Below are 23758 nucleotides of genomic sequence, written 5' to 3' on the forward strand. Positions count from 1 at the left end.
TTTTATGTACGGTGGGTGCACGACAGTAGGAGAACAAGCACATGCGTAAATCAGCAGTTTTGTTCGCCCTTGTCGTTACAATTCAATTTTATGGTTTTGCTCAGGTGCGGCTAGTGCCCGCAGGAATTGATGAGAACTCTGGCTGCACAGACAACTACTGGGACGATAATATAGCCTTCAATCAAGGGCCGGCGGCGTCGGGTATTGATGTAGATATCGAGAATGCTCCCCTGTTTGGCATTGAAATCACCGGATTGCAATACGATCCCATCCCTGGCGGATTTAAGAACCTTCGCTATCGAATTAAGAACAACTCAGAGAAGCGCATCATCGCAATTCAACTCTGGGTGGAAGTTTCCGACGGTGTAAATGTCAATCGGACTCCACAGTTCATGGACTGGTGGGCCAGGCAGGAACTCGGACTCCCCCCTGCGGGTTCTGCACCCGGCCCACAAGGATTGTGGATAGCATCGAGCGGTGGCGGAGTTCGGACGCTCAAGATCTCCTTCGGCGCGGCGATCTTCGCCGACGGAACCATGATCGGCCAGAATGCAGCGGAATTCAAAAAGTTCCTTGCCGCTGATCATCAGAAGATGGTGGAACGAGTTACCTTCGTTGGCAATCTCCTCAATTCTAAAGGGATCAATTCGGTTAGAAATGCGCTACAGGAACCTGTGAGTTCAATCGCCGAAAGACACACTAACGCAGTCCTGAAGGAAGCTCTCGATCAGGGTGGCGCGGCGGCTTTCCAAGCGGAAATCAAGCGATTGCTCAGTCTAGAGCCATGAAGTGCATTGCACGCCGGGCGCCCCCGCCTTTAGCCCTCTTTTGGCGTAAGGCTGGGGTTAGACGCAGTACATGCCGGCCTAGCGCCCCGGTTCGCGCCCTTTGCGCACTGAGGTGGGCTTACCACCGATGATAGGCCCGGTAACCGGACTCGCGTTCAACCATTTCAGTGACCGCCTTCGACGCTAAGACATTCCACGTCACGAGTTCACGTGCACCACGAACTTTAGCTCCCCATCAGCGCTGAGCTTCGGGATTTTCTTGCATTGTGTGATTGTGTGGACTACAAGACTGCCATGACTGCGAAGGCTAAGAAGTGGGTTCACCATCCAAAATTCGGTGTCGGACTGGTCACTGACGAGTACGACGAAAAATACTCGATCTCCTTCGTTTCCTTTGGCGATAAGATCCTTCTCAAGACTGCTGTGGTGGATGGTGCACCGCCCACCCCGAATTTCACATTTAAGTCTTCGCCGTCCCGAAGGCCCTCGCGTTTCAAAGTTCAGAAAGCGCGCCGCAAACCGGTCCCCACCTTTGACCATCTTGTCGATGTTTTCAAAGGTTATTACCCTGGCGGGTTTGATGGTGAGAAGTTCCAAAGATTGGAAAGGGACTACAAGTTTCGGGCTGTTAATTTCGTCAGGAGCGAACTCAGTGAGCGGAAGTTCCGAAAGTTACTTCGGAATTCCGATCACAAAGGAATTTGCAAACTCGCATTCAAAGCCGTTAACTTCACGAACCTTATCTACCAGCAAGAGAAAATAAAGCTGAGAGATTGCCTGAAGGCCGTTGAAGATCAGGAAAAGTTCTCTCAACAGCTGTTCAACGTCTTGTACGGTTCTGCCGAGTTTTCGTTACGCTTTGAATCTTGGTGTGCTCTCTTAGCTGAGCTCGGCGATTGTTATAAATGGACAATTGCAACGTACTTTTCGTTCCTGGAAAGCCAAGGCGATCGAATGTTCTTCAAACCTGCTCCGACAAAGTGCATCGCAGATTCCCTGGGCTTTGCACTGAATTACAAGACAGAACCGAACTGGTTCACGTATTCAAAATTGATGGAATTGGCTAAGTCTGTAGAGCAGGAGCTACGCAGAAGGGGATTAGTTCCGAAATCGGGCATCGATATCCAAGGTTTTATTTGGGCATCTGTGAAGATTGAGTCTGGCGTCTGAAGTTGATGGGAACGCATGGTGCGCGTTCTCACCACGCCCCCCTCACGCCGCCCTCTTCACCCTCTCCCTCACCCCCGACGCCCACGCCAGCAGTTCATCCCGCGACATGAAATTCAGGATCCGCTCTTTCGGCACACCCGCCATCAGCGCCGACGCCGCCGAGTACTCCATGAAACGCAGTTGTGCCGCCCCATGCGAATCCGTGCCCAGCGAGATGCGGCAGCCCGCCTTCTTCGCCACCTTCACCAGGTCCACATTCAGGTCCTGGCGGTCCGGATAACCGTCAATCTCCACCGCCTTGTCCAGCTCCGCCGCCACCCCGAACACCCGCTCCCAGTCCGCCGTCAGCCCCAGCCGGTAGTTGTACACCCGACCCCGCGGATGCCCCAGGATGTGTACCTCCGGGTTTCGCAGCGCCGCAACGTACCGCGACGTCTGGTCTTCCTTCGTCCGCAGCGACGAATGAAAACACCCCAGCACCAGGTCCAGCCCTCGCAGGGCCGCCGCGTCCATGTCCCCTTCTCCGCGCGGATTGATGTTCAGCTCCGCCGACTGCAACACCGTCAGCCCCCGCGCCCGCACGCGGTCGTTAACCGCAGCGATCTCTTTCGCCTCCTTCGCCAACTGGCGCTCATCGATCCCGCCCGCGATGCTCAGCCCCTTCGTGTGGTCCGTGATCGCCACGTACTCATAACCGCGCTCCACCGCCGCCTCGGCCATCTCCTCCACCGACGCCTCGCCGTCGCTCCACGTCGTGTGCATCTGCAGGTCGCCGCGCACCCCGCGCAACCATCCTGGACGCTTCGCCAGCGCCCGCCGCGCCTGCGGCACCGTCAAAAATCCAGCGCGGATCGCCGGCACCTCCGGCACCTCTGGAGGCTTCTCCACCCACCGCTCGATCAGCTTCCCGATGTACGGACCAACCCCCGCCAGCTCCATCGGCGACCGGCCCTCCCGCAACAGGTCCGCCACCTCTTCTGGCCACATGAAAGCCTTTCGCGACGCCCCGCGTAACGCCTTCTTCGCCGGCATCTTCGCCCCCTCCGACTCCAACGCCAGCAGCTCCGCAATCTCCGCATTCGTAACCGTGTGCCTTGCCATGCCATGTTGGATGCGTTGCCTCCTTCACGTCATGCTGCTCACGTCACCCTCTGCTGCTCATGTCATGCTGCTGCTCACGTTACCCTCTTCTGCTGGTGTCACCCTGAGGAGGGCGTCAGCCCGACGAAGGGCCTATGCATTTCACACGGTGGACGCACTTTGCTCTTCCGCATTCACCCTCACGCTCACATCACCCTGCTGCTCATGTCACCCTGAGGAGGGCGTCAGCCCGACGAAGGGCCTATGCACTTCGCGACCGCCCCATTGTGGCGCCGGCGACTCGCCGGCTGTCGCGTGGGCGACCCGCCCACGCCTGCATCGCTCGGCGAGGCCGTCAGCCCGAGCCACCCTCCACCTCGAACACGTTGATCCGGTAGGACCCCATCACCCTCCAAAGTAGCCTGGTCACCACCCGGTAAATCATTCGTCCTCGCCACGACAGCTTCGCCTTCACGCTCTCGTGCATGTCCGCCATTGTGCGCGACTCCACCAGCCGCAACCCGATCCCCCACCCTTCCATCTCCTTCGGATCGTTGCACGCCCACCGGAATCGTGCGCGCAGCTTCTGGCGCTCATGGTCGCGGTTGCCATGCTCCATCGCCCTCTGCGACGCCGTATCCAGCACCACCCATGCTCCCGGGAAATTGCCGGCGATCTGCCTTAACGCCGTCTTTACCGCCTCCTCGCCGAGATACACCAACACCGTCTCCGCCACAAAGCAATACGGTCCCGGACTCTCCTTCACCCGCGCTATCCATCCGGCATCCACCACTGATGCCGCCAGCGTCTTCCGCCGTTCACTGTCCGTGAAGAACCTGCTGCGCAGAGCCGCGGTGTCCGGCAAATCGAGATCGAACCAGTGCAGCCTGCCGTTGTCCAGCCGCTCGAACCTGGTGTTCAGCCCCGCTCCGATCTCCACCACCGTGCCCGCCGGATGCCGCCTCAAAAACTCCTTCACCATCTCGTCGAAGCTGGCCGTCCGCAGAACGCACCCCGCCATCCGCCGCCGCTGGTTGAACCTCTCGAAGTCCCACTCGATCGCGTCCACCATCTCCACGGCCTTGGGGTCGTTCAGGATCGAAGGCCTCCGGCCGGCGTCCAGCGCCCTCGCATAGAGCGGAACCAGCAGCGTCTCCTCTACCGCGCCCAGTTGAACCCGCTCCTTCGTCGCCATATCGGCGAATTATCGTCCCGGTGCGCCAGGATTTCTGTGATGGCGGGTGCCCCATTCAACCCTCTTTTGATTGAGTGGAGTTGTTGTCACCCTGAGGAGGGCGTCAGCCCGACGAAGGGCCTATGCATTTCGCGGCGGCTGCCCATTGCTTGTAGCACCGGCGTCTCGCCGGCTGTCGCGTGGGCGACCCGCCCACGCCTGCATCCGGCACCACGACCTCTGGGTCGAAACACCGCATCCCGTGCGGCATGTCACATCTGACTAACGCGGAAGTTCTTTAGAATCCTACTGCCTTCTTTTGGATTGTGGCGGGCACCGGTGACGAGATCCTTGGTGGTGGGAATCCACCAGGAGTGGATCGCCCCGGCTGCAACCGGGGCGGTTCTTTATTGCGCCCACCGAAAGGAGGTGGTGTCCTATGCGTCAGATGAGGTTAAACATTGCAATCACGATCGATCATCGATTCGTGCTTGCCGTGTCGTTGGGCCTGGTCAGCGTACTGGGCATCGTGCTGCTGCTTAACAAGTAGCGGCACAGCCGCCGATGTCCACGCATCGGTGGCTAACTTCAGCAATATTCTACCCCCGTACGTCAACCACCACGCCGCGTCATCCGCGGCCCGTTTTGGGAAATCCGTTGTCAAGGGGGTCAAAGCCCTCAAAAATTCGTAACTTGCTGATTTAACGGCAAATATAAATTCCAGAATGTTGGCATACTGCCCCCACCCAGATTGCTATCCTGAAAATGTAGGTGGTTTTCGTTCTTTGTCATTCTGAGTTCTGAGGCAAAGCCGAAGAACCTCTGTACCTTGTTTTTGGGTTTGTCATTCTGAGGCGTAGCCGAAGAACCTGTGTACTTGTTTTTTTGTCATTCTGACCCTGACGCTGAAACGAAGTGAAGCGGAAGGGGAAGAATCCCTATATTCACGCAAAGTCTTCAGGAGGAGAGCTTTGCCAACGACCAACGACTAACAACGAACGACTTGTTTATTTAACTCCTTTGTTTTCATATACAGGCCGTATTGTCTTGATTTCAAAGGATTTACAAGCCCTTTGTTTTCATATACGAAGAATTCCACGCTCGCGTAACTGCTTTGTTTTCTTATTGAAGGCGAAAACAGGGGGGGAGGGGGTCCCCCCCACACTTAGCGGGCCAGCAGAATCTTTTCCACCCTCAACCGGTCGTCCTCCGTATCCACGCCGACGGTATCGAACGCCGTCTCCGCCACATGGATTGGCACACCGTTATCCAGGAACCGCAACTGCTCCAGTCGCTCACTGAGTTCGAGCCGTGATTCCGGCCACCGGATGAAGCTTTCCAGCGCCGCCGGACGGTACGCATAAAAGCCGAGGTGCTTGAAGTACTCGACCGTGCCCGCCCGATCGCGATCGAACGGAATCGTCGCCCGCGAAAAATACAGCGCGCGGCCATCAAGCGCCGTAACGACCTTCACGGCATTGGGATTGCCAACGTCCTCGGCGCCGCAGCGGGTCTTGACCGTACCGACCTGCACCGCCGGGTCCTGCATCAGGCCGACGAGCGCATCCAGATGCTCAGGCCGCGTGAGTGGTTCGTCGCCCTGCACGTTCACGTAAACATCCGCCGCAACCGTGCGCGAGACCTCGTAAACGCGCTCGGTCCCGCTCTTGCACTCCGGCGACGTCATCCGGAACATCCACCCATTCTCCCGGCACACGGCGGCGATCTCCTCGGAGTCGGTCGCAACAATCACTTCGTCCAGCAGCTTCGAGGCCCTTGCCGCCTCGTAAACCCAGGCCAGCATCGGACGCCCGGCAATGGGCAAAAGAATTTTTCGCGGAAGCCGCGTGGAGCCAAGACGCGCAGGAATGACAGCAACAATGTGCATAGCTGAATACTAAATTTAGGAGTTGGGATTTGCGACAGACGATTGAAAATCCTGCGCTGCTGCGATCCGCTTCCCAATCGGCGGATGCGAATGGAACCAGATCTCCACGAACCGCGACGGATTCCGCTCCGCCAGGTTCTGGTCCGCCAGCTTATTCATCGACGAGATGAACGGACCCACCGCCGGAATCGACTCCAGCGAGTACCGGTCCGCCTCCCGCTCCTTCTGCCTCGAGTAAGCATTCATAATCGGCATCAGCAGAAATGACATCACGGTAGTCAGCAGCACCAGCAGGGGCACGCTGGCAAAATCATGCAGCATCGGAAAAAATTCTTTCTCGACGGCGAAGTTCAGCGCCTGCGCGACAACCCAGAATCCAATCAGCGAAACCCCGATCTGTAGCGCGATGCTCTTCAAGATGTGCTTGTGAACATGATGTCCAAGCTCATGCGCCAAAACAGCTTCGATCTCGTCAGACGTGTAATTCTCTATCAGCGTATCGGCGAGAATAATCCTGCGCGTAGCGCCCAAACCTGCAAGCGCGGCATTCGCCTTCTTGCTCTTCTCCGACAGCTTCCATTCGTAAACACCGCGAACGCGAGTTCCAGCCTTCTCGCTCAGCTTGATCAGCCGCTTTGAGAGCTCATCATTCTCCAGCGGCGTGAACTTGTAGAACAGCGGAAACAAAACCACCGGCGCAATCTGCGCGAAGAAGATCGCCAGCGCGTTATAAACCACCCAAACGATCAGCCACCAAACGCCTGGCTCGAGGCGAATGACGTTGTAGATCATCTCCACCAGGATCGTCGCAATCACCAGACCAACGAGCCAGCCTTTGGTTTCGTCCCACAGCCACGACTTCAGCTTCTGGTTCGAGAGGTTGAACTGGTGCTCTAGTCGGAAAGAGTAGTAGTCGAGGCCAAATCCCAGGGCTTTGCTGATCACCAGCAGCATCGCGACGTAGAAGAACACCGCGAGCGAGTAGCTCTGGCCCGCTGCGCCGTAAGCCCAGTCGCGTAGCGTCGCGCTCCATCCGGTCGCCAACAACACCACCAGGAACACCACGTTGATGAGCAGGTCGGCAATCGTGAGTCGCCGCTTGATCCGGTTGTATTCCCGGACTTCCGGCGTGTCGTTCGTCTGGGCTGAGGCTGAAAACGTCATGTTGCCGTGAAATTGTACCCTGTTGGCGCTTCAGAGGCTCACAGGTTCGAACTCCAGTTCAAGCCCGAGCGGTCCCGTAAAGCGGTTGGTCAAATTAGCAAGCCCGCAAAGCAGATGCAGATCAACAATCTGCTGGTCGCTGAAATGTTCCTTAAGCTTTGCGACGTCGTCATCCGCGATGCCACCTGGATCGCGTGTCAGTTTCTCGGCGTACTGCAAAGCAACCTGTTCGGTCTCGGGAAATCTGGTGAGATCTCCGGCCTTCAGCGCTCGCCAACCATCCACGTCAAGTCCTACAGTGGTTGACGATTTCATGTGGTGCTGCGCGCAGTAGTTACATCCGTTGAGGAATGAAACTCGGAGATACACCTTTTCCCACAGGCTGCGGTCGAGGCTCATGCCTGCTGCGACATTGAACGACAGGAACGGAAGCAGCGCATGGTGATTGTGCGCCATGGCCTTGTGAATCGCTGCCGGCTTCCCGCGCAGTCGATGTTCGTAGATCTGCTGCACCTCAGGCCGTGCCGACGCAGGCTCGATCAATGAAACGCGTGCCATCAAGTTCCTTTCTGGATAAATCGGAACCGTATAATAGATGCAACGCCTCGTCCGCGGAATCAACTTCATGACAGCACGAATCAAGATCATCGGTGCCGGACTTGCCGGCTCAGAAGTTGCCTGGCAATGTGCACGCCGTGGCGTGGAGGTTGACCTCTACGAAATGCGGCCAGTGCGCACCACTCCTGCGCACGAGAGCTCGAATTTTGCGGAGTTGGTCTGTTCGAATTCATTGAAATCCGACAGCGAAAACACTGCTCCCTGGCTGCTGAAAGAGGAGATGCGGCGCGCCGGGTCGCTGCTGATGGAAGTCGCCCGACAGGCACAGGTACCTGCAGGGCACGCGCTGGCTGTAGATCGCGATGTTTTCGCGCAAAAAGTGACGGACGCCATCGAAGCTGAGCCGCGCATCCATGTTCATCGTGAGGAAGTCACGACGGTGGACGAAGCGAATGACATTACGGTGATTGCCACCGGGCCGCTTACGTCGGATGCACTTTCGCAGGAGATCGCCCGGCTCTCGGGGAGCAACCATCTCTTCTTCTACGATTCCATTTCGCCGATTGTTGAGGCGGACTCGATTGATATGTCGCGCGTGTACATGGCCGCACGCTACGACAAAGGAACAGCCGATTACATCAATTGTCCGTTTTCGAAAGAAGAGTACGACCGCTTCTACGACGCGCTAATCGAGGCACAGTCGGTCGAAGCCAAGGAATGGGAGAAGCTCAACTACTTCGAAGGCTGCCTTCCGATTGAAGAGATCGCAAGGCGCGGACGCGACACCCTGCGCTTTGGCCCGATGAAGCCCGTAGGACTCCGCGACCCACAGACTGGAAAAACGCCCTACGCGGTGGTTCAACTCCGGCAAGAAAACCTGCGGGCAGATTCCTACAACATTGTTGGTTTTCAGAATCATTTGAAATTTGGCGAGCAAGCCAAAGTGATGCGGCTGATACCTGGACTCGAGAATGCGAAATTCCTGCGTTACGGGCAAATTCACCGCAATACGTATATCAACTCTCCGGCTTTGCTGATGGAGACGCTGCAGATGCGCGAGCATCCCAAAGTGCTTTTTGCGGGACAGATTTCCGGCGTAGAAGGTTACGTCGAGTCGATCGCGACGGGTCTTATGGCGGGCATGCATGCAGCCGCACTACAGCAAGGAGCGACGCCCGTGGCGCCGCCCCGAGCATCGGCGTTCGGATCACTTGTGAACTACATTGCACACGCGGAGTCGAAATCGTTCCAGCCGGCCAACATCACGTTTGATCTGCTGCCACCGTGGCCGGAAAAGATCCGGGACAAGAAACTACGGCACCAGAAGCAATGCGAACTGGCGCTACAGCAGTTTAATGAATGGCAAATACGTTTTGAGGAGTCGCTGGCCGGAACTGCTACCAGCTAGGACCCGACCGCTTCGAGTTTGGGCCTCTGTGAATTCCCCTCACGCCGTGCGGCCTCACTCTTCTCGCGAATGGCCTCAAGTTTCTTCACTTCTTCGGGAGCGAGCACCTTCTGCTGTCCCAAAGTTCGTGTGACGAGAGTGATCTTCGCGAAATGCTCCACGGTTTCCATGTTCATGAAGGCACGGGTGATGTCCTCGCCGTACGTGACGACACCGTGGTTAGCCATCAGGATGGCGCTGTGATCGGGGATAAGCGGCCGGAGCGAATTGGATAATTCTGGCGTTCCGGGGCACCCATACGATGCGAGCGGGATCTTGCCCACGGTCAGAACAACTTCGGAAACCAGCGGGGTATCAAGCGCAATGCCGGCAGCAGCAAAACCGGTTGCCGTTGGCGGATGCGCGTGAACGATGGCATGTACATCGGGACGCATGCGATAAATAAGCAAGTGCATCGCGAGTTCGCTCGAGACATCGCGCATGCCCTCGAGTTTGCGGCCGTTCAGGTCCACCACCACCAAATCTTCCGGTGTCATCATACCCTTGCAAAGGCATGTCGGGGTCACGAGTAGAAGATGCTCGTCGAGGCGAATGGAGATATTGCCGTCGGTGGCGGCAATGAAGCCGCGCTCGTACAGCATCCTGCCGAAGCGGATAATTTCATCCCGTTGCTGGTGGTATGAATTCATGCCCACTAAAGAAGACTTCTTCTCGAATATTGTCTTATTTGTATGGTACTTCAGGTCGCTCGCCAGCGGAAAGAACAAATCACAGCCGGCAGTGACGACGGTTACTTCGACGCATCGATTAGAGGGACGAGCTGTGTCTTTAGCTCATCGTACGTCATCCTGCCGGGATGGTATCGCACCACCTTGGTATCGGGGCCGATAATCACCAGAGTCGGGGTGGTACTGGCGCCGTAGCGCTCAAAGTTTTCCGTCGCCACTGGCACAGGCATATCGCTAAGGATTCGGAAGTACTTGGAACGAACGGCTTCAATGTATTCCATCTCCTGCTGTGGAGTAGCTTCGGTCCCGGCGGCGGCATAGCCGTAAAGGCGGGTTGCTCCCACCACCTCAAACTGGTCATCCAGGTCCTTCTTAAGTCTCGCAAGGATGGGTGCCTGGGCCTTGCAGTCCACACACCAATGGGCCCACATGAAGATGACCACCGGCTTCCCTTTCAGTGACGACAAGGGCGAAGGCTTGGGGCCAAGGTGCGGCTCAAGCTTAAGTTCCGGAGCGACAGCGCCTTCGAGTCCAAGGAGATTGATGTTCTTCTGAATTCTTGCGGAAATGCCGGTTCCTCGATACTTCGCCAGTTCTGCTTCAAGGTAATGCCGCGCTTGGACGGTCTGGCCGGACTTCGCCAAAGCTTGACCGCGTACCTCGATTGCGGCTCCCAAGGCGGTCTGGAGGCGGGGTTCTGACGTAAGACGATAACGGCCAATTTGTTGCTGACAAAGTTGATACGTCTGGTCGGCGTAGGCGAGCGCTCCGGTGTAATCGGCCCGCGCAAGCGCGGCACGACCAAGCCAGGAATAGGCCTCGAGGTATTCGGGCGTCATGCCGCGAATCTGGAGGTATTGCTGCAACTTAGAGGTGGCTTCGTCCTGCGCGCCGCGATCGAGCGAAGCTCGCACGGAACCGACAAAATCCTGGGCTTTGGCCGCGACGGTGAAGATCCCGAAAATAAAGAGGAGAATCGAAAATTTGAGAATCATTCTTAATTGAGAATCCGCTACACTCACTGCCTATTCAGATGAGACGACTGACCCTTCTGATTCTAACCGTAGCACTTGCCCTGAGCGCATGGGGACAAGCGCCCGCATCTGTTCAGACCTTCAAGATCAAGCCGCTACGGCCGGTGGAAGAACTTCGCCGTGAGGCGATGGCGACGGAGCCTCCAGCGGAAAAAGGCAACTTCCGCAAACCCGAGCTGGTGGAATTGGTGAAACTGGATCCGACGATCAAGCTGGACATCCGGTATGCGTCGGACAACAACTTCATGGGCACGCCGTTCTATAGCCAGGCGCGAGCTTTCCTGCAGAAGCCTGCCGCGCACGCACTCGTACGCGCTCACCGTAAGCTGAAGAAATTCGGGTACGGGCTGATCATTCACGATGGCTATCGGCCATGGTATGTGACAAAGATGTTCTGGGAAGGTACTCCGCCAGAGAAACGGGACTTTGTAGCCGATCCGGCGCAGGGATCAAGACACAATCGGGGATGCGCAGTCGATCTGAGCCTCTACGACTTGAAGACCGGCGAAGAAGTAGCCATGCCAAGCGGCTATGACGAGATGTCGGAGCGCTCGTATCCGAATTATGCCGGCGGCACACCGGAAGAACGGCAACGGCGCGACCTCTTGAGGAAGACCATGGAAGCGGAGGGGTTCACGGTGTACAAGTTCGAATGGTGGCATTTTGACTACAAAGACTTCGCGAAGTATCCGATCATGAACGTGCCTTTCGAGAAGTTGTGAGCCGTTTCGGTTGCCCGTTTCTTAGGGATTCCGTTACTCTAGAAGAACATCTGAACGGAGAATTCATGAATACGAAGAAGATTGCTGACAAGGTTGAACGTAAAAAGGCAAAGCGCACCGCCCGCAAGAAAGCGGAAGCCGCGAAGCCGAAGGCGAAGCGTACGACGCCGCGCGGCTCCATGAAGAAGAAGGTTAAGAAGTTGAGCCGCGGACAGAGCAAGCGCTAACACCGTGAGATTCACGCTTCAAAACACCCGGCTTCTGCAGCCGGGTGTTTTGTTTGCGGCAGTGCTTCTGATATCCCTGCCACTCCCAGCCAATGACCTTCAACGCATTGCAACGTTCAAAGTTGCAGTTCCGGCCCAGAACCGGGCAACGGACAGCCGCGCGAGCAACGGACTGGTGTACTTGCGGCCCGGCGTGCTCGCTCTGTGGCACACGGAGAAGCGGGCCGGCGAACTTTCCCGTCGCGCCAGAGTACAGCCAACGGATCCCTGGTGGCTTCAGCTGCAGGTGATCTCGACCGAAAATGGAAAGGTACTTCGAACCGTTGAATTTCCCAGTCGGCGAGAGGCGTCCGGCATAGCGGTACAAAAAGACGGATTGCCTGTAGTACTGACCGGTCCGCTGGTTCGATGCTTATCACCCGATCTGCAACAAAACGGAAGCTACCTGCTTCAGAATGCGTCGGAACCAAAGGGTACGGTGGGGATCAACTCATCGCCAGGGACCGGGCGCGTCTTCGTCGCCGAGAGCGGCGATACTTCTGCTGTTACGACTGTGGACGCAGCGACTTGCAAAGCGCTCACACGAGTGCAGCCGCCGGATGATGTCCTGGTACTCTCAGGCACCGATGATGTCCTGATCGGGAGCAGCGGTCTCAGCCTGGCAATCTTCGGTCAAGATCAGAAATGGCAGGTGCTGTATCAGCATCCGGTTTGCTGTTTTGCGCCGCCGGTGGTGGTGTCGAAAGACAAGATCGCCGTGGTGCAGCTTGATCAGGAGAACATGCGATCCTCGGAGCATCACCTCCTGTTGGTGAGCATGGATGGCAAGCTGTTACTGGATGACATGCTTGAGCGGGGTACCGCCGTGGAGTCTATCGTTACAAACCAAGCGGGAACACACGCGGCGGCGGTGACGAGCAAACGTCAGTTGTTGATCACATCGACGAAGGTGGAAGCCACCTCGTATGACTTGTATGTTCGCGTGTACAGGCTCGACGCTCCGCAACGGATCGCAAATCTAAAGGTGACGGTCGGCGGAGAAGAGTTTTTCGCGATGGCCATTTCACCCGACGGCAGCCAGATGGCTTTGCAGACAGGAACAAAGTTGACCATCTACAGGCTGCGCTGATCCCCAACCAATAGCCCGCATGCAGCGATTATGCTACAAATACCTGCACACATCGCACAGGTCAGGATCGGGTTTTGGCACAGATTACGGCAGATAACCAGAAGTCCTCGGGCAACCAACTTTTTGCCCGCAAGTCCATCGACAAACTGATTTCCGACTCGCAGGAGCCTGAACACCGGCTGAAGAAGAGCCTTGGACCGTGGAGTTTAACGGCACTCGGCATCGGCGCGGTGATCGGGTCCGGCATCTTCACGGTCGTCGGAACGGCGATCGCCGGGCAGAAGTTCGAGGCATCGTCGATCCTGCACGCGCCACTGCTCGAATACCTGATCCACCATTCGCCGACTTTCGGAAGACCGGGAGCGGGACCGGCAATTGCGTTGTCGTTCGTCCTGGTGGCGATTGCCTGCGCGTTTACCGCACTGTGCTATGCGGAACTAGCGTCGATGATCCCGATCGCGGGCAGCGCGTACACGTACACGTACGCGACGATGGGTGAGTTGATCGCGTGGATTATCGGCTGGGATCTCATCCTTGAATACGCGGTCAGCAATATGGCGGTGGGAGTTGGGTTTTCAGAACACCTGGTGAACCTGTTCAATTTCTTCGGGATTCACTTGCCCCCGCACTGGTCGTATCCGGCTTACCTGACAAGCGGCAACGAATTTTTCGGTCCGGGATGGCATTTCGGATTCAACTTTCCAGCGTTCCTGATCGTGATGATCCTGACCGTGATTCTGGTGCGCGGTATCCGGGAATCGGCTGAGACGAACAACGTAATGGTGTTGCTGAAGATCGGCGCCATCCTGACGTTTGTGTTTGCCGGATCGGCATACGTGGCGCCGAATAACTGGACTCCGTTTTCGCCAAACGGGTGGGCCGGCGTGCTGACGGGCGGATCGATCATCTTCTTCACGTTTATCGGATTTGATTCGGTCTCGACATCGGCCGAGGAAGCCAAGAACCCGCAGCGAGATTTGCCGATCGGGATCATTGCGACGCTGCTAATTTGTACGATCCTGTACATCGCCGTGGTGGTGGTGCTGACTGGGATCGAGAACTGGAAGTCGCCGCTGATGGGAAGCGCGGCTCCAGTGGTGAACGTGCTGACAAAGCTCAACCTGCACTGGGTGCGCTTCGCCGTTCTGTTCGGCGCGATCATGGGCATGGTTTCGTCGCTGCTGGTGTTTCAGCTCGGACAGGCGCGTGTGTGGTTTGCGATGTCGCGCGATGGACTTCTGCCGCGTGCCTTCGGTCACGTGCATCCTAGATTCCGCACTCCTGATGTGGCGACGTGGGTGGCAGGTTTTGCCGTGGGAATTCCGGCGGGACTGCTGGATATCGGCACGTTTGCCGACCTGGCAAATATCGGAACTCTGTTTGCGTTTGCGCTCGTGGCTGGCGGAGTTTTGATCCTGCGATATCGCGAGCCGAATCGTCCGAGGGGATTCAGGGCACCGGGCGGCACCATTGCGCCGATCATGACGATCATCACATGCGTGCTACTGATGTCCGGACTGCCGATCATGAATTGGTTCCGCTTCTTCGGATGGCTGGCGATCGGATTAGTTATCTATGCGATGTACGGCAGGCGGCACAGCGAGTTTGCGCAGAAGTAAAGTTTTCATTCCTGCTTCTCGGCGGGCTGCTCCAGGTCCAGAATGAGTTTGCCGAGGGTTTCGCGGAAGTCTTTCGCTCCGCGGACTTCAAATCGTCGCGGATGCAGTGGTGAGAGCATGCCTCCCACCTGGTCGAAGAAACTCGGCGTGAATGGCGCGCTCAAGCGGATGTAAAAGAACCGGACGCCCTGATCATTGGGAACGTCGATTTTTTCTCGCTCGGTCTTTGGCGGGAACTGCAGGCTATCGCTGACAACCACCATCGCACGATCCATGTCCGGCTGTTCCGCACCGCAACCGGAACGATCGGAAATCACCGTCTCCAAAAAATCAGTGAAAAACTTGCGAGCCTGGGTGCGCCCGGTGAGGGTTCGAACATCAATGGTGTCGGAGTCGCGGTTCTTGCGTAGGCTCTCCCGCACGGCAAACCAGTCTGCTGACGTATTCGCCGGGGCACGGTCTCGCACCACGTCACGGTGAAGGATGTCGATGGCGCTCACACGAACGCAGCCTTGCGAAGGGCGCAACTGTGACATGACCAGGGTGGCCGCGATGAGTTGGTTCTCCACGGCCCAGTTGAAGAAGTCGAAGCGGCTGGCCAACTGACGGTAGCTGGTCAGATTGAAGACGAGGTCGATCCGCAACGGCCGCGAGGTATGGATGGGGAGTAACTCGCCAGCCGTGGCACGTCGGCGCTTGGGGTCGAAGAACTCCACCTGCGGAAATTGTTCGTCGAGATCCGGCAGGACGCGTGGCTTTTCAATCTGGATTGTCTCCCTCCACAGGTAGTGTTCGCGCGACTTCTCCTCATAGACCAACACCACTGCGCGGTAGGTTCCGGGCTTGACGAAGATGTTGGTCGTCCATTGCATTTCGGCCTTCGGTGGGACTTTGGCAAGATCGACGCGAGTGTAGTCGTGACCGGGGTACCAGTTGCCGCTGGCGTCGGCAAGGCGAACAAAGATGTGATATTCAGGACGAGGCGCGCCCTTCACGCTGGCTGGGAACTTCGCAGCGGACCTGATTACAAAACGCTGGTTGAAGAGAAGAATGGGCTCAATCTTCACCTTCCACTTTTTCGCGTGCTTCTCTGGTTCCTCAAACCACTGAGGCGGGATTTGTGTAAGCTTTTCCGGTTGGGAGAAGGCGGAAACTGTGGCAGCGATCACCAGGATCGCTGCCGCCAGAGATTGTCCGATAGCGCGCAAAGGGCCCTCGGTTCGGGTATCTTAAACGATCTTTTTCCCGAACGCCGACAATGTGAGTTCGACCGCGAGGTCAGCGGTGCGGTTGTGCTCGTCGATCACTGGATTCACTTCCACGATCTCGAAGCTCACCATGCGAGCGTGATCGGCAATGATTTCCATGGCAAGGTGCGCCTCGCGATAGGTAGCTCCGCCGCGGACGGGCGTGCCAACACCCGGGGCGTCCTCGGGATCAATCCAGTCCATGTCGAGAGACACGTGATAGCCGGAAGTGCCGCGTCCAGCCATGCGCAATGCTTCTTCCATCACCGTGCGCATGCCACGCTCGTCGATGTCGCGCATGGTAAAGAACTCGATACCCGCTCGGCGGATGTTTTCGCGCTCGGCGGCATCAACATCGCGAATGCCGATGAGAACGCAGTTCTCCGGCGCGACCTTGGGCGTGAAGCCGAACATGTTCACGAGTTCGGCAGGACCGAGTCCCATGAGAGCACCGAGGGGCATGCCGTGCACGTTGCCGCTGGGCGACGTATCAGGGGTGTTGATGTCGCTGTGAGCATCAATCCAGATGAGACCGATCTTCTCATTGCGGCGGCGATAAAACTCAGCGACGCCCGACACGGTTCCGGCTGCAACGGAATGGTCACCGCCGATGACTATCGGAACCTCTCCCGCCTCGAGTGTCTTGATGACCAGTTCGGCTTCCTTCTGACAGGTGGAAGTAATTTCCTTGAGATACTTCGCCGCGGGATTTCCTTCCTTCTTCTGCTCGGCGATGGCGACTGAAACATTGCCAGCGTCTTCGACTTTGTGGCCGAGCGCTTCCAGGCGTGCTTCGAGGCCGGCGACGCGAACGGCCGAAGGGCCCATATCAACGCCGCGGCGCGTCTGACCGAGATCAAGGGGCACACCGATGACGCGGATTTTCTTCGGCACGATGCCGTATGGAGTCGAAGGGGGTTGAATGGCTGGTGGAGTACTCTCTGCCATATATCTTTCTGATTCCTTTTATGGATAGAGGCGGTACAGCATTCTTGCGAATGGAATTGTCTCGCGCACGTGTTCGAGTCCACATATCCATGAGACCGCACGTTCAATGCCCATTCCGAATCCCGAATGTGGCACGCTGCCGTACTTCCGCAAATCCAGGTACCACTTGAATGCTTCTTCGGGAAGTCCGTGCTCGTGAATCCGCTGAATCAGCAGGTCGTAGGAAGACATGCGTTGCGAGCCGCCAATGATCTCGCCATAGCCTTCGGGCGCAAGCACATCACAGCAAAGTGCAACGTCCGGACGATTCGGGTCAGGCTCCATGTAGAAGGCCTTCACCACGGCAGGATAACGGTGAATCATGACCGGTCGATCGAACTTGGACGAAATGTAGGTTTCGTCAGGTGACCCAAAGTCCCCGCCCCATTCGAATTTGTTCTCGATCTCGCCCTTAGCGTGGCCTTCCTGGAGCATCTGTACCGCTTCGTCGTAGCTGATACGCGGGAACGGAGCCTTGATGTTCTCCAGCTTCGCGATGTCACGTTCCAGCACCTGGAGTTCGGGACGCCGGCGCTCCAGCACGCGCTGCACGATGAAGCTGATGAAGTCCTCCGCCAGCTTCATGATGTCGTCCAACCCCGCGAAGGCGACTTCGGGCTCAACCATCCAAAATTCCGTCAGGTGGCGGCGCGTCTTCGACTTCTCGGCGCGGAATGTTGGCCCGAAAGAGTAGACCTTGCCCAGTGCCATCGCGGTCGCTTCGACGTAGAGCTGGCCCGACTGCGTCAGGAAGGCCTGCTCTTCGAAATAGTCCACCGGAAACAGCGTGGTGGTGCCTTCACAGGCAGCCGGCGTGAGAATTGGCGGGTCGGTGCGAATGAAGCCACGCTCGTCGAAGAAGTCGTGCATCGCCTTCTCGATTTCCGAGCGGACGCGCAGGATGGCCGACTGGCGCGGCGAACGAAGCCAAAGGTGCCGGTGCTCCATAAGAAAATCAACACCGTGCTCTTTCGGAGTGATCGGGTAAGGATCATTCTCCGAAACCTTCTGGACGACTTGGATGTTAGTGACATCGAGTTCAAAACCACCGATTGCGCGCTTGTCGGCGCGAACCTTGCCCTCGACGATTACGCTCGATTCCTGAGTCAGTCCCTTGATGGAGTCGAAAACCTCAGGTGCCACGGCATTCTTCGGAACCACTCCCTGTACCAGGCCGCTACCGTCGCGAAAGATGGGGAACAACAACTTCCCGCTCTCGCGCAAATTGTAGAGCCAGCCCTTGATGGTGACGGACTGGCCTTCATGTTTCGAAAGTTCTGCAATACGCGCTTCAGGCGCAGTAAAAACCGTGTTTTGAGTTGCGGACATGATCTCTTTCGATAAATTCGAATTTAAGTAAATCTAAACAGCAGCTTTTCCGGCATCAGCCAGCTTGCTGAATGCACCGCCAATACCCTGCGTTATGTTCGGTTTCGATTCGCCGTCGATCTCAAGCAACATCGGGGGGACGTGCGGTGCCGTTCGGAGAAGCTGCATAGCCTCATTCCAGTTGATGGACCCTTCACCCGGCCACAAATGGGCGTCGCGATCTTTACCGTTGTCATGCAGATGCGTCGTCCGTATGTGTGGTTTCATGAGCGCGAAGGCTTCCTCCACGCTGCTCATGATGTGCGCATGGCCGATATCGAAGCAGAAGCCCACATCTTCGTGGAAATGCGTAATGTTCAGGAACTCCACGAGCCGTTCGGGCGTGGACATCTCGTTGGGAATATTCTCGAGCACGACCTTTACGCCAAGAGGTTTTGCGAACGCCTTCAGGTGCTCGACGGAGGTCATGGCAGCGTCGAACTTTTTGTCGTCGAACATTTCGCCCCCGACACCCACATGCTGGATCAGGAAACGAAATGGAATGTGCTCCGCGATCTCCACGGCACGCTTAATCTCATCCATGGCGGCAATGCGCTGCGCGCGGTCGTTGGAGGCGATGTTCAGCGGGGGATTGCCGTTCTTACCCCATTCGTAATCGCTGAACATGGGCGCGTGCACGGAGTTCAAGGGGATGCCGGTGGATTTGAACCAGTTCGCGATTTCGAGCACATGTTGTCGCCGGTTGGCGTAATCGAAGTGGCCGCGAGCAGCGAAAATCTCAATCGCTTCTGCTCCGGCGCGCACGATGCCATCAAGCAATCCGGGATGCAACCGCTCACGCACATACGCGTATGTAGAAAACGCTTTTAGCATCTTTGTATTTCCCTTCAGAACCCTGTGGCCTTACCGTTTGTTCGTGGGTCGCTGGCACCCAAGCGCTCGCCGGTCAGCGGATGAATGGCAATGCAGGCTGCTTCCCCCCACCGTTTACGGTGCACGAACTTGTGTCCCATCTTACCTAATGCCTCAAGATCATCCGCCGGCATGGAATCTTCCACGCGGACCTGATCGGGCATCCACTGATGATGATATCGCGGTGCGTTGACGGCTTCCTGAACGTTCATTCCGTAGTCGATGACACCCATCAGAATGTTCGCCACTGTGGTGATGATCGTTGGCCCACCGGGCGAACCCGCGACGAGGAACAGTTTCCCGTCTTTAGTGACAATCGTCGGCGTCATCGCCGACAACGGACGTTTTCCCGGACCAATCGCATTTGCCGGTCCCTGGATCAATCCATACATGTTGGGAACACCGGGGGCTGAGGCGAAGTCGTCCATTTCATTGTTCAGCAGGAAGCCAAGTCCTTCCGCCGTCACCGCAGAACCATAGCTGCCGTTCAGGGTTGTAGTAACCGCAACGGCATTCCCGTCCGGGTCCACAACAGAGTAGTGCGTGGTCTCTTCCGGCTCGAACGCCGGTGGATGCAGGGTGGCCAGGCGCTCCAGTTGCGAGAATGTTTCCGGTCGCTTCAGATCGGCACTGTGACTGGCATGATCGGGGTTCAACTGTTCCCGCCACGCCATGCCGTATTTCTTGTCGGTTAGCTGGGCAACTGGAACAGCCGAGAAGTCCGGGTCGCCAAGAAATTCCGCGCGGTCGAAGAAAGCCCGGCGAAAGGCTTCGATCGTGAGGTGAAGAGCGGGCGGAGAACGGCCCAGCTTCGAAAGCGGAAATCCCTCGAGAATGTTGAGGGTTTCCATCAAGACGATGCCGCCTGAGGAAGGGGGCGGTGCGGAGTAGATATCGTATCCGCGATAGGTGCCGTGGATGGCCGCGCGTTCCTTCACCTCATATTGCGCGAGGTCTTTTTCCGTGATGAGCCCGCCGCCCTTCTTCATGGCGGCGGCGAACTCACGGGCCAGTGCTCCACGATAGAAATCGCCAGGGTTGGCAGCGATGCGCTCCAGCGTGCGCGCCAACTCAGGCTGCTTGAGTACTTCTCCGGCTTTGTAGTAGTTGCCGTTGCGCTGGAAAATGCGCTTGGATTCCGGGAACTTCGAGAGATTGGCGTCTCGAAGATCATCCGCTTCTTCATTCGTTATGGCGAAGCCCTTACGCGCTAACCGGATCGCCGGCGCCATAACCGCTTTCAGCGGCAGTTTTCCCCATTTCTTCTGGGCTTCGGCCATTCCCGCAACGGACCCCGGTACGGCGATCGCTTTGTATCCGACAAGGCTGAGGTCATCGACCACTTTCCCGGAAGCGTCGAGATACATTTTCTCGGTTGCGGCGGCAGGAGCCTTCTCGCGGTAATCGAGGAAGTGGACGTCTCCATTTGCTTTTCGAAGCAAGAGGAAGCCGCCGCCTCCGATGTTTCCGGCAGAGGGATGAACGACCGCCAGTGCGAACCCGACTGCGACTGCTGCGTCAACGGCGTTTCCGCCCTGCTTCATGATGTCGACACCGACTTGTGAAGCGAGGGGATGGATGCTGACAACCATCGCCTTCGGAGCGCGTACAGGTTGTTGCGGGTAGGGTTGAGCGGACGCCCCCGCAGCTGCCAGACAGCAGCTAACTAGCATTGTTAGCAACGCTTTACGGAGTTGTCGCATGACAGACGGGGTCCTTGGAGCACAAAGGCCCGAAATCTGAGGCTAGCCCACCAATTGAGGGTCAGTCAAATTACCGTGCAGCACGCTTCCTTGCCAATGTTTTCTTCTTTGGAGCGGGCTTCGCTTTCGGCGAAGCGCTTTTCGACGCGAGTTGAGCTTGCGTCTTCTTGGGAAGTTTGGCGAAGACGAGGTCGTAAGACTCCTTAACGAGTTCGCGAAGTTCGCTGGAACGAACCGCGTCCCAGCTCTCAAGAGCGATCCAGTGGTTTCGCGCCATGTACGGCGCGGGCACAACGCCGGGAATTTCTGTGAGTTCGTAGAACTTCTCCGGTGTGCTCTTGAGTGAGATACGGTTGCCCTCAGGCGAGAGCGCTACGATCGCGAACATCTTTCCGCCTACCTTGAAGAGCAGATGATCGACCCACTGGATCTGTTCTGTCGCATGGGGCAACGACATAGCGAACTGGCGAACCGCTTCAACGCTCATGAGAACACCCGGGTAATCCCCAGAGATTACCCGATATTTTGTTAAACGCTCAAATGCATCTTCATCACGGGCTTGCTATAGGCCACCCTGAAGCCGGCGCGTTCACAGTTCCGCTGCGAAGTAGATCCGCCGCGAGTGACGATGACCGCGTATTCGCAGCCCGCTTCGGCGGCAAGCTTCAAACGCTCGCGAAGAAACGCACCCTGAATACCGCTACCCCGATACTCGGGGAGCGTGCTGCTTCCGAAGAACGCCGCGATGCCGGCTTCGGGAATCAGCATGCCGCTGGCGCCGCCGACCATCTTGCCGTCGACGTAGGCTGCGAAGGAGAAAGCGCCTTCCATGCCATAAAGCGGTCGGAAGACATCTACGAACTGCGGGTCCGGATCCTTACCTTCCAGGAACGCGCGCGCCACAACCTCGCAGAGGGCCTCACATTCTTCAGGTGAGCTGCGGCGAATCTCGGCATTCACATCGCGGGAAGCCAGTGTCTCCAATTTGGACAACGGACGTACCAGCACATTATTCAATTCTTCGAAGCGATATGGCCGCTGTTTCATCAGTTCGAAAAGACTCTGATCCGCAACGGGAACGACATCGACCTGCGGAGACTCGCCGCGAGATATGTAGAACTGTTCCACCCGGTCGAGGTCGGCGGCCGAAACAGTACCGTTCAGGCCGAGACCGACACAGCGTCCGACGACGCACCCGGGATGTATGAACACCGTATGGGCACCGCCGATTACTTCATAGGCCACTTTCAAATCCGGCTTTACCCGCTCGAGGTGCTTCGCAAAATGCACCTGCGGAATGGCCTCCGCCGCTTCAAATCGCCGTACCAGCTCACAATTCAGAAATTGCACGGAAACTCCTCTGTCTCTTGCTCGTTGAGTTGTTGGGAATCGGGCACACGTATCGCGTATATCGCGGGCCATTCAGACTGGGGGCTTAGTTAGCGGACAGCGTACAGAGGCAACTCCGGTCGGAGTTTAGCAAAAGAAAGAGCGAGCAAGAAGATACTTCTTGCCCGCCCTACGAGATTCGTGGGATCTATGCGCGCTGTTCTCTTGCTTCTCCCAGCGTGACCTTTACGTCCATCTTCCGTTTGCCGCGGTAGATGGTGACCGTCACGGTGTCTCCGGCTTTGTACTTGTTCATGAGGCGCGACAGGTCCTGCATGTCTTCGACGTCCTCACCCTCGATGGCGACGATCAGGTCTCCGCCGATCATGATGGGCGTGTTTCCGAGTAACGCGCGCTGCGTGCCGCCCTTCAGCCCAGCACGTTCCGCAGCACCACCGGGGATTACCTGCATGATCAAGACTCCGTAGTCTTGTGCCAGCCCCATTTGGTCGGCGAGTTCGGGGCCGATCGGCAGGGGCCGGATGCCGAGCGTCGGGCGACGAACGCGGCCAAAGGTGACCAGGTCATTCAATACTGCCTTGGCTGTGTTGATGGGGATGGCAAATCCGATGCCGGCGCTCTGCTCGGCGCCTCCGGTGAAGATCATGGAATTGATGCCGATGACCTCGGCCTTCGAGTTCAGAAGCGGTCCACCTGAATTGCCGGGGTTGATGGCGGCATCGGTCTGGATGGCTTCGTCGATCGAAGCGCCGGATGGACCCTGAACTGAGCGGATGGAGCTCACAATCCCGCGCGTCATGGTACCGCTGAGCCCGAACGGATTGCCGATCGCAAACACTTTCTGGCCGACCTGGATGTTGCGCGAGTCGCCGAGCGTCACGGGGACGAGATTGGGAACATTGATCTTGATGACAGCGAGGTCGTGCTGGCGGTCGCCGCCGATCAGTTCGGCTTTGACCGTCTTACGGTTATAAAGAGTTACCTCGATCTGCTGCGCATTCGCGATGACGTGGTAGTTGGTCAGGATGTGACCTTCTTTGTCGAGGATGAACCCGGTACCTTGTCCTTCTTCGGGAACCAGTCCGTAGAAGAAGTTGTAGCTGACCGCCCTCGACTTGATGTTGACGACGGAGGGAATGCCCTTTTTGTAAACGTTGACGTTGACCTGCTCTTCCGGGTCGAGCTCCGTTGGGCCAGCGGCTTCCGTGAGTTCCAGCTTGCCTGAGTTTCCGAACCACGTGTTGGCGGGCTTGAACGTCGGCTGTTCGGATCTGGAGGTGTAGAAGTAGAAGCCCGCGGCGATGACTACGGCAAGGATTAAGGGGCGAAGATTTCTCATTTTTCCAACCTAAGTAGCGATAACAATAATAAATAGACGTATGAGGCGAGAAAAAGCCTCTGTGACTCGTGCCACTGTCGCGGCGTAAGGCCTTGTGCTACATTTTTCCTCTTCGGCTCTCCGCAACCAGCTCTCCCAGGTAGGTTGCACCATCCGCGGGGCTATCTCCCCGCTGGCCGTCTGAGTGCTCCGTCGGAGCGGT

General features: G+C 57.1%; 22 protein-coding genes. 7 read left to right on the forward strand and 15 right to left on the reverse strand.

Annotated features, from left to right (window positions below; genetic code table 11):
- Nucleotides 1-41: 41 nt before the first annotated feature.
- Together VN577_19630 and VN577_19635 are read left to right on the forward strand one after the other, a co-directional pair.
- Entirely contained in the window at nt 42-788 is a 747-nt protein-coding gene (locus tag VN577_19630) for a hypothetical protein (protein HWR17049.1), read from the forward strand.
- Between the two features lie 294 nt (nt 789-1082).
- Nucleotides 1083-1958 carry a hypothetical protein gene (locus VN577_19635; protein HWR17050.1) on the forward strand — a complete coding sequence of 292 codons (876 nt, stop codon included), beginning with the start codon at nt 1083-1085 and terminating at the stop codon, nt 1956-1958.
- A 42-nt stretch (nt 1959-2000) separates the two neighbouring features.
- Here the strand turns inward: VN577_19635 and VN577_19640 are convergent, their stop codons facing one another.
- The 5 genes from VN577_19640 to VN577_19660 all read right to left on the reverse strand — a co-directional run bounded on the left by VN577_19640 (nt 2001) and on the right by VN577_19660 (nt 7822).
- Nucleotides 2001-2990, reverse strand: a complete 990-nt coding sequence (locus VN577_19640) for a PHP domain-containing protein (GenBank protein ID HWR17051.1) — start codon at nt 2988-2990, stop codon at nt 2001-2003.
- A 403-nt stretch (nt 2991-3393) separates the two neighbouring features.
- Nucleotides 3394-4233, reverse strand: coding sequence for a class I SAM-dependent methyltransferase (locus tag VN577_19645; GenBank protein HWR17052.1), 840 nt, complete (start codon nt 4231-4233; stop codon nt 3394-3396).
- A 1144-nt stretch (nt 4234-5377) separates the two neighbouring features.
- Nucleotides 5378-6100: a 3-deoxy-manno-octulosonate cytidylyltransferase gene (gene kdsB, locus VN577_19650; GenBank protein HWR17053.1), complete on the reverse strand. Its 723-nt coding sequence runs from the start codon at nt 6098-6100 to the stop codon at nt 5378-5380.
- 15 nt (nt 6101-6115) lie between these two features.
- Nucleotides 6116-7264 carry a M48 family metallopeptidase gene (locus tag VN577_19655; protein HWR17054.1) on the reverse strand — a complete coding sequence of 383 codons (1149 nt, stop codon included), beginning with the start codon at nt 7262-7264 and terminating at the stop codon, nt 6116-6118.
- Nucleotides 7265-7294: 30 nt separating this feature from the next.
- Nucleotides 7295-7822, reverse strand: coding sequence for a carboxymuconolactone decarboxylase family protein (locus tag VN577_19660; GenBank protein ID HWR17055.1), 528 nt, complete (start codon nt 7820-7822; stop codon nt 7295-7297).
- 37 nt (nt 7823-7859) lie between these two features.
- Between VN577_19660 and trmFO the strand changes: the two genes are divergently transcribed.
- Nucleotides 7860-9230: a methylenetetrahydrofolate--tRNA-(uracil(54)-C(5))-methyltransferase (FADH(2)-oxidizing) TrmFO gene (gene trmFO / locus VN577_19665; GenBank protein HWR17056.1), complete on the forward strand. Its 1371-nt coding sequence runs from the start codon at nt 7860-7862 to the stop codon at nt 9228-9230.
- Here trmFO and VN577_19670 read toward each other — a convergent pair.
- Nucleotides 9227-9919, reverse strand: a complete 693-nt coding sequence (locus VN577_19670) for a class II aldolase/adducin family protein (GenBank protein HWR17057.1) — start codon at nt 9917-9919, stop codon at nt 9227-9229. The two genes, trmFO and VN577_19670, sit on opposite strands and share 4 nt — an antisense overlap.
- Nucleotides 9920-10020: 101 nt before the next feature.
- Nucleotides 10021-10953, reverse strand: coding sequence for a TlpA disulfide reductase family protein (locus VN577_19675; GenBank protein ID HWR17058.1), 933 nt, complete (start codon nt 10951-10953; stop codon nt 10021-10023).
- Nucleotides 10954-10991: 38 nt separating this feature from the next.
- Between VN577_19675 and VN577_19680 the strand changes: the two genes are divergently transcribed.
- The 4 genes from VN577_19680 to VN577_19695 all read left to right on the forward strand — a co-directional run bounded on the left by VN577_19680 (nt 10992) and on the right by VN577_19695 (nt 14689).
- Complete coding sequence (locus tag VN577_19680; protein ID HWR17059.1) at nt 10992-11714, forward strand: M15 family metallopeptidase; 723 nt, start codon at nt 10992-10994, stop codon at nt 11712-11714.
- Nucleotides 11715-11779: 65 nt separating this feature from the next.
- On the forward strand, nt 11780-11941 hold the full coding sequence (locus tag VN577_19685; protein ID HWR17060.1) for a hypothetical protein: 162 nt from the start codon (nt 11780-11782) through the stop codon (nt 11939-11941).
- A gap of 4 nt (nt 11942-11945) precedes the next feature.
- A complete protein-coding gene (locus VN577_19690; GenBank protein ID HWR17061.1) occupies nt 11946-13070 on the forward strand; it encodes a hypothetical protein in 1125 nt (374 codons plus the stop codon).
- 74 nt (nt 13071-13144) lie between these two features.
- On the forward strand, nt 13145-14689 hold the full coding sequence (locus tag VN577_19695) for an amino acid permease (GenBank protein HWR17062.1): 1545 nt from the start codon (nt 13145-13147) through the stop codon (nt 14687-14689).
- Nucleotides 14690-14694: 5 nt separating this feature from the next.
- Here the strand turns inward: VN577_19695 and VN577_19700 are convergent, their stop codons facing one another.
- The 8 genes from VN577_19700 to VN577_19735 all read right to left on the reverse strand — a co-directional run bounded on the left by VN577_19700 (nt 14695) and on the right by VN577_19735 (nt 23556).
- Nucleotides 14695-15897, reverse strand: a complete 1203-nt coding sequence (locus VN577_19700; protein ID HWR17063.1) for a hypothetical protein — start codon at nt 15895-15897, stop codon at nt 14695-14697.
- 21 nt (nt 15898-15918) lie between these two features.
- Entirely contained in the window at nt 15919-16884 is a 966-nt protein-coding gene (rocF, locus tag VN577_19705) for an arginase (protein ID HWR17064.1), read from the reverse strand.
- An 18-nt stretch (nt 16885-16902) separates the two neighbouring features.
- Nucleotides 16903-18252, reverse strand: coding sequence for an asparagine--tRNA ligase (asnS, locus tag VN577_19710; GenBank protein ID HWR17065.1), 1350 nt, complete (start codon nt 18250-18252; stop codon nt 16903-16905).
- 33 nt (nt 18253-18285) lie between these two features.
- Entirely contained in the window at nt 18286-19125 is an 840-nt protein-coding gene (locus VN577_19715; GenBank protein HWR17066.1) for a sugar phosphate isomerase/epimerase family protein, read from the reverse strand.
- A gap of 14 nt (nt 19126-19139) precedes the next feature.
- Nucleotides 19140-20756 (reverse strand): gamma-glutamyltransferase, encoded by a 1617-nt coding sequence (gene ggt / locus VN577_19720; GenBank protein ID HWR17067.1) that lies wholly within the window; start codon nt 20754-20756, stop codon nt 19140-19142.
- 181 nt (nt 20757-20937) lie between these two features.
- Nucleotides 20938-21354 carry an MmcQ/YjbR family DNA-binding protein gene (locus VN577_19725; GenBank protein HWR17068.1) on the reverse strand — a complete coding sequence of 139 codons (417 nt, stop codon included), beginning with the start codon at nt 21352-21354 and terminating at the stop codon, nt 20938-20940.
- Nucleotides 21355-21395: 41 nt separating this feature from the next.
- On the reverse strand, nt 21396-22217 hold the full coding sequence (locus VN577_19730; protein HWR17069.1) for a GNAT family N-acetyltransferase: 822 nt from the start codon (nt 22215-22217) through the stop codon (nt 21396-21398).
- 187 nt (nt 22218-22404) lie between these two features.
- Complete coding sequence (locus VN577_19735) at nt 22405-23556, reverse strand: trypsin-like peptidase domain-containing protein (protein HWR17070.1); 1152 nt, start codon at nt 23554-23556, stop codon at nt 22405-22407.
- Nucleotides 23557-23758 lie beyond the last annotated feature (202 nt).

The sequence above is a fragment of the Terriglobales bacterium genome (assembly GCA_035561515.1).
Lineage (GTDB): Bacteria > Acidobacteriota > Terriglobia > Terriglobales > Acidobacteriaceae > DATMXP01.

Excerpts from the sequence above, each read along its gene's own strand:
- VN577_19630 (HWR17049.1), top strand. The coding sequence starts at position 42 with ATGCGTAAATCAGCAGTTTTGTTCGCCCTTGTCGTTACAATTCAATTT.
- VN577_19635 (HWR17050.1), top strand. The coding sequence starts at position 1,083 with ATGACTGCGAAGGCTAAGAAGTGGGTTCACCATCCAAAATTCGGTGTC.
- VN577_19640 (HWR17051.1), bottom strand. The coding sequence starts at position 2,990 with ATGCCGGCGAAGAAGGCGTTACGCGGGGCGTCGCGAAAGGCTTTCATG.
- VN577_19645 (HWR17052.1), bottom strand. The coding sequence starts at position 4,233 with ATGGCGACGAAGGAGCGGGTTCAACTGGGCGCGGTAGAGGAGACGCTG.
- kdsB (HWR17053.1), bottom strand. The coding sequence starts at position 6,100 with ATGCACATTGTTGCTGTCATTCCTGCGCGTCTTGGCTCCACGCGGCTT.
- VN577_19655 (HWR17054.1), bottom strand. The coding sequence starts at position 7,264 with ATGACGTTTTCAGCCTCAGCCCAGACGAACGACACGCCGGAAGTCCGG.
- VN577_19660 (HWR17055.1), bottom strand. The coding sequence starts at position 7,822 with ATGGCACGCGTTTCATTGATCGAGCCTGCGTCGGCACGGCCTGAGGTG.
- trmFO (HWR17056.1), top strand. The coding sequence starts at position 7,860 with ATGCAACGCCTCGTCCGCGGAATCAACTTCATGACAGCACGAATCAAG.
- VN577_19670 (HWR17057.1), bottom strand. The coding sequence starts at position 9,919 with ATGAATTCATACCACCAGCAACGGGATGAAATTATCCGCTTCGGCAGG.
- VN577_19675 (HWR17058.1), bottom strand. The coding sequence starts at position 10,953 with ATGATTCTCAAATTTTCGATTCTCCTCTTTATTTTCGGGATCTTCACC.
- VN577_19680 (HWR17059.1), top strand. The coding sequence starts at position 10,992 with ATGAGACGACTGACCCTTCTGATTCTAACCGTAGCACTTGCCCTGAGC.
- VN577_19685 (HWR17060.1), top strand. The coding sequence starts at position 11,780 with ATGAATACGAAGAAGATTGCTGACAAGGTTGAACGTAAAAAGGCAAAG.
- rocF (HWR17064.1), bottom strand. The coding sequence starts at position 16,884 with ATGGCAGAGAGTACTCCACCAGCCATTCAACCCCCTTCGACTCCATAC.
- asnS (HWR17065.1), bottom strand. The coding sequence starts at position 18,252 with ATGTCCGCAACTCAAAACACGGTTTTTACTGCGCCTGAAGCGCGTATT.
- VN577_19715 (HWR17066.1), bottom strand. The coding sequence starts at position 19,125 with ATGCTAAAAGCGTTTTCTACATACGCGTATGTGCGTGAGCGGTTGCAT.
- ggt (HWR17067.1), bottom strand. The coding sequence starts at position 20,756 with ATGGTTGTCAGCATCCATCCCCTCGCTTCACAAGTCGGTGTCGACATC.
- VN577_19725 (HWR17068.1), bottom strand. The coding sequence starts at position 21,354 with ATGAGCGTTGAAGCGGTTCGCCAGTTCGCTATGTCGTTGCCCCATGCG.
- VN577_19735 (HWR17070.1), bottom strand. The coding sequence starts at position 23,556 with ATGAGAAATCTTCGCCCCTTAATCCTTGCCGTAGTCATCGCCGCGGGC.